The organism is Acidobacteriota bacterium (genome assembly GCA_026393755.1).
Taxonomy (GTDB): domain Bacteria; phylum Acidobacteriota; class Vicinamibacteria; order Vicinamibacterales; family JAKQTR01; genus JBAXOX01.
On sequence record JAPKZO010000024.1, the window covers coordinates 105,660 to 116,303 of the forward strand.

Below are 10,644 nucleotides of genomic sequence, written 5' to 3' on the forward strand. Positions count from 1 at the left end.
TGACGGGACCTTCGGCGCCGACTCGCGGCCGCGTGTCACCCGGCCACTACGCGGTCGGGATCTCGTCAGACCGTGTGCTATACTCGCGCCACCTCGCCGGAATGTGTGTGGTGTACAGTCGCCTGGTGGCCGCTCGCCAACTGCCGTGATCGAAATCTCAAATCTCTCCAAGACCTACCGCCGGGGCATCTACGCGCTCCGCGATCTCTCGGTGTCGATCGGCAAAGGAGAGTTCGTCTTTCTGACGGGTCCGAGCGGCGCCGGCAAGTCGACCCTTCTCCGATTGTTGCTGCGTCAGGATGTGCCGTCGGCAGGGCTCCTGCGCGTGGGCGGGCACGATCTGGCGACGCTCTCGCTGCGCCAGGTGCAGACCTACCGGCGCACCCTCGGCTTCGTCTTCCAGGATTTCAAGCTGCTTCCTGCCAGGACCGTCCTCGAGAACGTGGCGCTCGTGCCGCGCGTCCTCGGCGACACGTCCGTGCAGCAGCAGCGACGCACCTTCCAGGTGTTGAAATGGGTCGGTCTTCAGCACCGGATGAATGCGTATCCGGTGGAGCTGTCTGGAGGCGAGCAGCAGCGCGTCGCCATTGCGCGCGCGCTGGTGAATGAACCAGCGCTCGTGCTCGCTGACGAACCGACGGGCAATCTCGACCCCGATCTCTCCCTCGAGATCATGAACCTGTTCCGGGACATCAATGCCCGGGGCACCACCGTCGTGGTCGCCACGCACGACCGCGAACTAATCGGCCGCGTCGGACGGCGTACGCTCACGCTCGATCACGGCCGGCTGTTGCCGTCGACATAACCAAGAGCCGCCGATGCACGCCTTGAAGTACTGCCTGAGAGAAGCGTCGCGAAGCATCCGGCAGCAGCCCGGTTCCTCGGCTCTGTCGATGCTGACCATCGCTGCCGCTGCGCTGGTGGTCGGAGGGTTCCTCCTCCTGACGGTCAACCTGGAACGTGTGCTGGCCCGATGGACGGCGACCGCCGAAGTGTCGATCTACCTGCGCGACGACATCACGCAGGAGCAGCGCGTCGAACTGATCCGCGTGCTGACCGCGAGCCGCGCCGTCGCGTCGCGGGAATTCGTGTCGAAGGCCGATGCGCTGACGCGATTTCAGCGGGACTTTCCCGACCTGTCTTCCGGGCTGGACGGGACGCCCGACAACCCGTTGCCGGCGTCGTTCGATGTTCGGCTGCGGCCACAGGGGGCCGACAGCGGGGAGGCCGACGCCCTCCTCCAGAAGGTGCAGCGCCTGCCTGGCGTCGCCGACGTCCGGTTCGACCGGCAGTGGCTGGCCCGGCTGTCGTCGATCATCCTGGCGCTGGAGTGGACAGGCTGGGTGCTCGGCGCCGTGCTGATCGTGGCAGCCGTCCTGACCGTGGCGACGGTCGTTCGGCTGGCCCTCCTTGCCCGTCGCGACGAGATCGAGATCATGCAACTGGTGGGGGCGCCGCTCGGACTCCTCCGTGGACCTCTCATCACCGAGGGTCTGCTTCACGGTGGGGTTGGCACCTTGGTGGCCTTGATCGCTTTGTACGCGGCGTTTGTCGCGGCAAAGGCGCAGACGGCAGCGGTGCTCGCAACCGTCATCGAGCCGGAGCTGCTGAGCTTTCTGCCGGCCTCCAATGCTATGGCGTTCCTGGCCGGCGGCATGGCGGTCGGGTGCTTCGGTGGCTGGCTCGCCGCCAGGCACGTCAGGTGATCCGTTTGACAGCGTGCAGACGTCGAAATACACTTGAGTCGTCCTGCACTCGCATTGTCTGAGGATCCGGATGCACAGCGCTCTTCCTGGACAGCCAACTGCAAGTTCGTTCTCTCCGCCGACTCTGATCTCCAATTTCTATCGAGAAGAATTTCTGAAGCACCGCGAATTCATGCAACTCCAGCGCGAGGCGTACTCCGAGCGGGCCGTTGCCAGCGCCGAGGCCGCCATCTGCCTGGTGCTCGGACAACTGGACCGTCTATGCACCTGTCATGGCGGCGTCGAGGTCGTCAGCCGCCTTCTTCGATCTTTTGACGCCGTGACTGGCGTCTCGGCCTGTTGTTGCCGTCAGAAACTACACTGAATCTGACCGTTGCCAATCTCCGGGAACACGCGCTCGCGATCGCGGCGGCCGCGATCGTGTCGGCCGACGCGGGGCTGCGCGTTGAGCGGGCAATGCCGTCGGTGGTCGAGACGATCGCGGCCGCGACCCGATGGCACGTCATCGCGGCAGGGAAGGCGGCCGGTCCCATGCTGCGCGCGTGTCTGGCCGCGGTCGGGCGGCCGCCCGCGACCGCGATGGCGGTGGCGCCGAGCGGTCTTGATGGCTTGCCCGCGCTGGTGCGCTTGTTCGCGGGCGGGCACCCGATTCCCAACCAGGCCAGCCTCGACGCGGGCGATCGCGCCTTCGAGACGGCCGCGGCCGCGGGCGCCGAAGACGTCATGTTGGTCCTGGTGTCGGGAGGAGCCTCGGCGCTGCTGGTGCGTCCCGTCCCGGGGGTCTCGCTCAACGACAAGCAGGTCACCACATCGCGGCTGCTGCGAGCGGGCGCCGATATCAACGCCCTCAACGCGGTGCGCAAACACCTCTCGGCGGTGAAGGGAGGGCGGCTCGCAGCGGCGACACAGGCACGGGTCATCGGCCTCCTTGTGTCGGACGTGGTAGACGATGACGTGTCGGTCATCGGATCGGGACTGACTGCAGGGGATCCGACGTCGTTCGCGGACGCGCTCGACCTGCTCGATCGGTATGGCGGCACGGACGCATTTCCGCCGAGCGTCGTCGGCGCGCTGCGCGATGGGGCGGCCGGTCGACTGGCCGAGTCCCCCGTGCCCGGCGCGCCGGCTCTCTGCCGAACCGAGACGCGGATCATCGGCGGTCGGAAAGACGCGATGGCGGGCGCCGTGAGGGAAGCCGAGCGCCTTGGCTACCGCACGCAGATCATGGCCGAACCCCTGGTGGGTGAGGCGCGGGTCGCCGCCGCGGCGTACGGGGCGACCCTGTGTGATATCGCATCTGACGCCAGACATCCACTCTGCGTCGTGTCGTCGGGCGAGACCACCGTTCGCGTCACCGGCAGCGGAACCGGCGGCCGCAACCAGGAATTCGCGCTCGCCTTGGTCCAGGCGCTTCCGGCGGTGAGAGGCGCGGTCGCCGTCGCCAGCGCCGGAACGGACGGGATTGACGGGCCCACCGACGCCGCCGGGGCAGTGGTCACCTCCGACACATCGGCGCGAGCCGAGCGGCACCATCTCACACCACAGGCGTTTCTCGACGAGAACGACGCCTATCATTTCTTTGAGGCGTTGGCTGACCTGATCAAAACGGGGCCAACCCGCACTAACGTAGGAGATATTCAAATCGCATTGATCGATCCCGGAACAGGACCGGTACACCTGTGACCAAAGAAGACGTTCTTCGTGCCATCGAGTCGCACGTCGCGCATCCCGCCTCCGGGAGAGAGCTGATCCAACTGCTCAAGATCCCCCGCGAGGCGCGGGTAACATTCCGCCGCCTGCTGCGCCAGCTTGTTGCGGAGGGCGCGCTCCTGCAGATTCGCGGCCACCAATACGGGCTGCCCAGTCAGACGGCTCTCGTCGTCGGCGCCCTGACGATGAATCCCGGCGGCTACGGTTTCGTCGTCCCCGAGAATGCCCGTGAGGGCGAGGGGGATGTGTACGTTGCCGCGCCACATGTGAGCGACGCCATGCACGGCGATCGCGTCGCCGTGCAGATCGAGCGCCGCCGCGACGAGCGGAGGAGGGAAGGCAAGATCGTCCGCGTGATCGAGCGGGGGCAGGCCAGCCTGGTCGGCCGGCTCGAGGTCGATCGCGCGGGTCGCGCCCGAGTGGTCCCCCACGAGAAACGGGTTGTCCAGGACATCCAGGTGCTGCCTGCCGATGTGCGAGGGGCCAGCGCGGGTGACATGGTGGCGGTGGAGATCACCCGATGGCCGACCGCAACGCGCCCCCCGCTGGGACGGGTGATTGAGGTATTTGGATCCCTGGACGAGCCTGGCGTCGACACGCGCGTCATCATCTACAAACACGGACTTCCCGATGCCCACAGCGAACAAGCCATCCGCGAGGCGGCGCGGCTGGGAGAGCACGTGCACCCGCGCGATCTCGACGGACGCACCGACTTCCGGTCCTGGCAAACCGTCACGATCGACGGCGAGGATGCGCGCGACTTCGACGACGCGATCACGCTGGACCAGTTGCCCAACGGGCACTACTGGCTTGGTGTGCACATCGCGGACGTGGCGCATTACGTCAGCGAAGGGACGGTCCTCGACGGGGAGGCGTACGATCGGGCGACCTCGATCTACTTCCCGGAACGTGCCCTCCACATGTTTCCGGCCGAACTCGCCACCGGGCTCTGCAGCCTGAAACCGGATGTCGACCGCCTCGTGCAATCGTGCCTGATGGAAGTGGATGCGCACGGCGACGTCGTGCGGTACGAATTGCACGACGGCGTCATCCACAGCGATGCCCGGATGACGTACACGGCCGTCAACGCGGTCATCACCGATCACGATCCCGCCGAAATGGCGCGCTACGAACCGCTGGTGCCGATGTGTGTCCGCATGCGCGAACTGTTCGTCATCCTGAACGCCCGGCGGCACCGTCGTGGCTCGATCGACTTCGACCTGCCGGAAGCCAAGCTGGTGCTCGACGAGGAAGGTCTCGTGTCGGACATCACGCAGGCCCAGCGGAACGTGGCGCATCGAATCATCGAAGAGTTCATGCTGCTGGCCAACGAGACGGTGGCCCGCCACCTCGAACAGAGCGGCGCGCCGGCCCTCTACCGGATCCACGAACGGCCCGATCCGATGAAGGTGGCCGAGTTCGAGACGTTCGTGTCGAGCCTCGGATACAGCCTCGGGGTGGAGCCAGAGGCCGTGCGTCCTGGTGATTTCCAGCGCCTGATCGAGCGCATTGCAGGACTGCCGGTCGAGCGGCCGATTGCGCTGCTCATGCTCCGAACGATGTCCCAGGCTCGCTACAGCCCGGGCAACGTGGGCCACTTCGGTCTGGCGGCACCTGCGTACACGCATTTCACGTCGCCGATACGCCGGTACCCGGATCTGGTCGTCCACAGACTGCTCAGGGAGGTGAGGACCGGGACGCCGGGCGCGGAACGCCGCGACGCCCTTGACGAGCAGATGCCCGAGATCGCGCGTCATACCTCCGAGCGCGAACGGCGCGCGATGGACGCGGAGCGCGAATTGGTGCAATGGAAGAAGGTCCGCTTCATGGCGGACAGGGTCGGTGACGAGTACGACGGCTATGTGACTGGCGTCAGCGCCTTCGGGCTGTTTGTCGAGCTGATCGAACACTTCGTCGAGGGACTCGTCCACGTGTCGACGATGACCGACGATCACTACCGGTTCATGGACACCGCGCACGTGCTGAAAGGCGAACGATCCGGCAGGGTGTTTCGCCTCGGAGATCGCATCCGCGTGCAGGTGGTGCGCGTCGACAGCGAACGTCGGCAGGTGGATCTGGGCCTGGTCGAAGTGCTCGAGCACATGCGAACCGGCCGTGTCCGGCCCACCGCACGCCTCAGCCAGGCACGGCCGAAGAGCGAGCGCCGCCGCCATACCCCGCGCCAGCCGAAGCGCGCCAGGCAGAGTCGCCGCCATTGAGCCGGGCCGCAGGATGCCAGAAGATGCTTTCGGGCGAAATGGTGAGCGAGGGCACCTGACCGCCCCGGTTTCTGACAGCCGAGTCGAACCATGAAGCACATCGTCGTTGGAACCGCCGGCCACATCGATCACGGCAAGAGCGCGCTCGTGCTGGCGCTGACCGGCACCGATCCGGACCGGCTGAAGGAAGAACAGACGCGGGGGATCACGATCGATCTGGGGTTCGCGCACTGGCAGACGCCCGACTTGAGCGTGGCGTTTGTCGACGTGCCGGGGCACGAGCGGTTCGTCAAGAATATGCTCGCCGGTGTCGGGGGCATCGACGCGGTGCTGTTTGTCGTGGCGGCCGACGAATCGGTGATGCCTCAGACGCGGGAACACTTCGAGATCTGTCGCCTGCTTCATGTGCCGGCCGGCATCATCGCGCTGACCAAAACCGACTTGGTGGATGACGATGTCATTGACCTCGTGCGCCTCGAAGTCCGCGAACTCGTGCAGGGGTCGTTTCTCGAGCAGGCACCCGTCATTCCCGTGTCGGCACGGACGGGCGCCGGATTGGATGCGCTGCGGGGCGCGCTGGCCGAGCTTGGCCGCACGAGCCGGCGGCGTCCCGCCGATGGTCCGGTCCGGCTTCCAGTGGACCGGGTGTTCTCCGTCAAAGGCTTCGGCACCGTCGTGACCGGAACGCTCGTGTCTGGCACGCTTGCCGCCGATCGTGATCTGGTTGCGCTGCCGGCGGGGCTCGGCGTGAAGGTGCGCGGCATCCAGGTGCATGGGACCAAACAGGCCACCGGTGAGGCCGGGCAACGCGTTGCCGTCAATCTGGGCGGCGTCGAGGTCGCCGACATCACGCGCGGTGACACGCTGGTGTCGCCCGGCGATTTTGTCGCGACCCGGGTCTGTGATGCACGCATCGAGGTGCTGGCGTCGGGACGGCCGATCCGGCACGGGGCTCGCGTCCGTGTGCATCAGGGAACCAGCGAGGCGCTGGGGCGCGTGGCGATTTCGTCACTCGTGGCCGAGCGGACCAGCGGCGACCAGTTATCTGTCGCCGAGGTGCCCCCCGGTCGCGCCGCTTACGTGCGCCTCCGCCTCGAATCGCCGCTGGTGCTGGTCGGCGGCGACCGCTTCATCCTTCGCGCCTACTCGCCCTCGGTCACGATTGCGGGCGGCAGTGTCCTCGATCCGATCGCCCCGAGAATCGGAATCCGGACGCCGGCCGGCCGCGACCGATTCAGACGACTGGACCGGCTGGCGGCAGCCGCTGGTGCGGGGATACCGGAAACAGGCGGGCTCGAGCTGTTGCTCGACGAGGCGGACATCACCGGTGTGCCGCTCACCTCGCTGGTCTCCCGCCTGGGTCTATCGCCCGACGTCGCTCGTTCTATCGCCTCGCACTTCGAGGACCAGGGTCGCGTCGTCCGGGTGGAGCGGAGTCTGGTGGCCACCGCCGCGCTCGCCAGATTGTCGGACACGATCGTAGCGAATCTCGCCGAGTACCATCGTGCTCAGCCGCTCACCGACGGTCTCCCGCGTGAACACGTGCGGGAGCGGCTGTGCGCGCACGCCGCCGCTGGGGTGTTCGACCGCGTGGTTGCCGATCTGGTGGTTTCCGGGCGAATCGTGGCGACCGACCGGCTGGCCCTCGCGTCGCATCGGGTGGAAGTGATCGGAGAGGAAAAGGCGGCGCGCGACGGGCTCGAGCGGATCTATCGCGAGGCGGGCCTGAGGCCGCCCGACCTCAAGGACGCGGCGGCTGCGCTGGCGCTCGGTGCTGATGTGGCGGATTCAATAACGGCGCTGCTGGTGCGGCAGCGCGTGCTCATTCGGGTTGAGACGTTCCTGTTCCACCAGGAGGCACTGGCGCAGCTCAAGCAGGACATGACAGCGCTCAAGCAGACGGGAAACCACCCGGCCGCAAGGCTGGACGTGGCCGTGTTCAAGGATCGTTACGGAATCTCGAGGAAGTACGCGATTCCGCTGCTGGAGTATCTCGATCGGGAACGCGTCACGCGGCGCGTCGGGGACAGCCGCGTCTTCCTCTAGCCAATCGCGGGAACGCGCGACGAACGGCTACTCGCGTTTGTCGCCGCTGCCGTCGTTGGTGGCATCCTTGAAATTACGGATGGCCTTGCCGATGCCGCGGCCGAGTTCGGGCAGCCGGCTGCCTCCGAAGATCAGGATGGCAATCGCCAGAATGATCAGGAGTTCTGGAACACCAAGTCTCATGAGCGAATTGTAGCACCGTATTGAACCTTGAAGCCATGCGGCATCAGGCGTACAGTTAGATGAGATCCTCTGGCGTTACTGATACGGGATATGTGGAGTCGCGAATGACGAAGGTCGAACAGACATTGTTTACGGTGGGCGTATTCAAGGATGCCGCATGGGCAGAACGGGGCATCGAGGCGCTGCGCAAGCAGGGCTTTCAGTCGTCGGTGATGACCGTCCTGATCAAGGACGGCCCTGAAGCGGAGTCGTTCGTCCAAAAGATGACCGGAGTCAGCCCCGAGCGCCTGGAACTGCCGAAAGTCGGAGCGGTGCACGGAGTCGGGAGTCTGATGGGCGCCCTTCAGGGGGGGGCTCGCGATCTGGGACGGATCGGAATGGCCGCAGCGATGCGCAGAGCGGGGTTCCAGCCGCACGACGGACTCATCTACGAGACCCTGACCGAGCGGGGCGGGGTGTTGGTGGCCGTCGAAGATCCGGCCAGGGCGTCGGACGCTCTGGCGGTGATGCTGTCGTTCGGAGGTGGAAACGCCGCGATCGGCGCGTGGGCTGGCCGCGTCTAACCGTACGGACGTGCTGTCATCGAACGAAACAGATCAGCGAAGGCGGGCGTAGTTACTGGAGGGACGTTTGGTAGCGGTCTTGCATCGGAGGCAGTGACCGCCGCTGCGGTTCAATCAATGAAGCGGGTGTGCAGTCCATGTCCAAGCTGACGGCCAACACTCCGGCACCGACGAAGTCGGTCGGCCATGTGTCCGTGCAACTGGACCATCTGCACCCCCGACCGGTTCAGTTTTCGTTCGAGACCCAGGCTCCCCGCATGAGCGGATCTCTGGGGTTTTCGTTCGCTTTCCACACCATCATCGTCGCTGCGCTTCTGTACGTCGCTCTCGCGCCGGGGCCTCCCGTAGACCTCCGGAACCCTGCGTCTGTGATCGATGTGGTCTATCTCCAGCAGCCGGGGCCTGGCGGGGGTGGCGGAGGTGGCGGAAACCGAACGATCCAGCCGCCTCTCAAGAAGGTGGTGGTGCCGAAGCAGAAGAAGCCCGAGATTCAGCCCACCTTGATGCCGGAGAATGTCGTTCCGATGCCGGACTTCCTCGTGCCGGCCAAGTCCCTTGACGAGTCGGCTCCTGTCAACGTGGGAGGCAGCGGAACCGGCGGAGGCTCGGGGACTGGAACTGGGACGGGAATCGGCGGCGGTTCCGGATCGGGAATCGGAGACGGATGGGGCGGCGGCACCGGTGGCGGCGCGTACCGGCCCGGCAGCGGCATCGAGAATCCGGTTCTGAAGACGGAAGTCAAGCCGCGGTACACAGCCGAGGCGATGCGCGCCAAGATCCAGGGCGTGGTCTACCTGGACTGCGTGGTCAAAGCGGACGGGACGGTGGGGGAGTGCGGCGTCGTCCGTTCGCTCGACTCGACCTTCGGTCTCGATCAAGAGGCGGTCAAGGCGGCGCGCCAGTGGCGATTTACGCCGGGCAAGCGGTTGGGGCAGCCGGTGGCCGTGCTGGTCACCATCGAGCTCAGGTTCAATCTCTACTGACACACCGCATCGCCGAACGCCTGCCCGGTCCTGGGGCGACTGCTCTCGAACGGCTGTGCATGAACACAAGCGGCCCGGCGGGCGTTTAGCCCACCGGGCCGCTTCACTATCTGTCGCGATCGGTCTCGGAAGTGGTTCAGGCCGACTCCCGACTCCCGAACCCCGCTTGTCCGCCGAAGCCCTGCGAGAGGCTCTGGGCGGAGGCGGGAATCCCGCTCTTAGTACATCCCGCCCATGCCGCCGCCACCCGGGGGCATCGGATTGTCCTTCTTCTCTTCCGGAATGTCCGCCACGATTGCCTCGGTCGTCAACAGCAACGACGCGATCGACGAGGCGTTCTGGAGTGCCGAGCGCACGACCTTGGTCGGGTCGATGACGCCGGCCGCCACCAAATGCTCGTACTTGTCGGTCAGCGCGTTGAAGCCGAAGTCGTCCTGGCCTTCTCTGACCTTCTGCACGACGATCGAGCCTTCCTGTCCGGCGTTCTGGGCGATCCACCGCAGCGGCTCTTCGATCGCCCGCTTCACGATGTTGATGCCCACCTGCCTAACTGTTCTTGTTTTACCTGTTCTTCTTTTGGCAGTCGCTCTCTGATTTCGTAACTATTGAGACCATTGGGATGCTCTTTTAGCATTCTAAGAATTGCTAATGCAATCTTTCCAGGTTTTTTTTGTTCGCTCATATGGCCCCCTAAATACCCTATAGGATTCCTAAACCTTTGACCAACATACCAGATTCAGTCAGAGATTGGAAATTTTCCTCTTGGACCTGTAGGGAGAGAGGAATAATTATGATAAAATTAAAATATTTCGGAAGAAGGAACCATTGGCCACCCAACCTGTGAGTTTAACCTATGGATAGAACACGCAAATCTGGTTGTGAAAATAGATTCCCCTTGCTTAGTCTGTTTTGTGGGCCAGGCTGCTTAGATAAAGGGTTTGACCAGGCTTGGTTCAATACAGAGCTTGCTATCGATATTGATGAGGAATGTGTTAAAACATTTAAGGCTAATTTTCGTAAAAGTGTTGCACGAAAAGCAGATATTTCAATATTAAAAATCATTGATCTTGACAACATGATTGTTCATGAGATCAAACCATTTGGAGTTATTGGGGGACCTCCTTGTCAAAGTTTTAGCGTTTCTAATGTTTTTCAAAAAGAAGATGACCCACGACATAGTCTTCCTGAAAATTACGCTTTGTTATTGAGGAAATTGAATGAAAGAAATCCAATA

General features: G+C 64.3%; 9 protein-coding genes and 1 pseudogene. 8 read left to right on the forward strand and 2 right to left on the reverse strand.

Annotation, left to right across the window (positions count from 1 at the left end; all coding sequences use genetic code 11):
- Positions 1-145: 145 nt before the first annotated feature.
- The 5 genes from ftsE (at position 146) to selB (ending at position 7,681) form a co-directional block, all read left to right on the forward strand.
- Positions 146-805, forward strand: coding sequence for a cell division ATP-binding protein FtsE (gene ftsE, locus NTV05_09825; protein MCX6544695.1), 660 nt, complete (start codon positions 146-148; stop codon positions 803-805).
- A gap of 13 nt (positions 806-818) precedes the next feature.
- Positions 819-1,706 carry an ABC transporter permease gene (locus NTV05_09830; protein ID MCX6544696.1) on the forward strand — a complete coding sequence of 296 codons (888 nt, stop codon included), beginning with the start codon at positions 819-821 and terminating at the stop codon, positions 1,704-1,706.
- A gap of 342 nt (positions 1,707-2,048) precedes the next feature.
- Entirely contained in the window at positions 2,049-3,389 is a 1,341-nt protein-coding gene (locus NTV05_09835; protein ID MCX6544697.1) for a DUF4147 domain-containing protein, read from the forward strand.
- Positions 3,386-5,635, forward strand: coding sequence for a ribonuclease R (rnr, locus tag NTV05_09840; GenBank protein ID MCX6544698.1), 2,250 nt, complete (start codon positions 3,386-3,388; stop codon positions 5,633-5,635). Before NTV05_09835 ends, rnr begins: the two co-directional genes overlap by 4 nt.
- 90 nt (positions 5,636-5,725) lie before the next feature.
- Complete coding sequence (selB, locus tag NTV05_09845; GenBank protein ID MCX6544699.1) at positions 5,726-7,681, forward strand: selenocysteine-specific translation elongation factor; 1,956 nt, start codon at positions 5,726-5,728, stop codon at positions 7,679-7,681.
- Between the two features lie 27 nt (positions 7,682-7,708).
- Here selB and tatA read toward each other — a convergent pair whose 3' ends face one another.
- On the reverse strand, positions 7,709-7,864 hold the full coding sequence (gene tatA / locus NTV05_09850) for a twin-arginine translocase TatA/TatE family subunit (GenBank protein MCX6544700.1): 156 nt from the start codon (positions 7,862-7,864) through the stop codon (positions 7,709-7,711).
- A gap of 104 nt (positions 7,865-7,968) precedes the next feature.
- Here tatA and NTV05_09855 point away from each other — a divergent pair, with 104 nt between their 5' ends.
- Positions 7,969-8,427, forward strand: coding sequence for a hypothetical protein (locus NTV05_09855; protein ID MCX6544701.1), 459 nt, complete (start codon positions 7,969-7,971; stop codon positions 8,425-8,427).
- A gap of 137 nt (positions 8,428-8,564) precedes the next feature.
- Positions 8,565-9,410 (forward strand): energy transducer TonB, encoded by an 846-nt coding sequence (locus tag NTV05_09860; GenBank protein ID MCX6544702.1) that lies wholly within the window; start codon positions 8,565-8,567, stop codon positions 9,408-9,410.
- A 218-nt stretch (positions 9,411-9,628) separates the two neighbouring features.
- Here the strand turns inward: NTV05_09860 and groEL are convergent.
- A pseudogene (gene groEL / locus NTV05_09865) lies at positions 9,629-9,964 on the reverse strand (chaperonin GroEL).
- A 299-nt stretch (positions 9,965-10,263) separates the two neighbouring features.
- Here groEL and NTV05_09870 point away from each other — a divergent pair.
- A partial coding sequence (locus NTV05_09870) for a DNA cytosine methyltransferase (GenBank protein ID MCX6544703.1) occupies positions 10,264-10,644 on the forward strand: 381 nt, incomplete at its 3' end.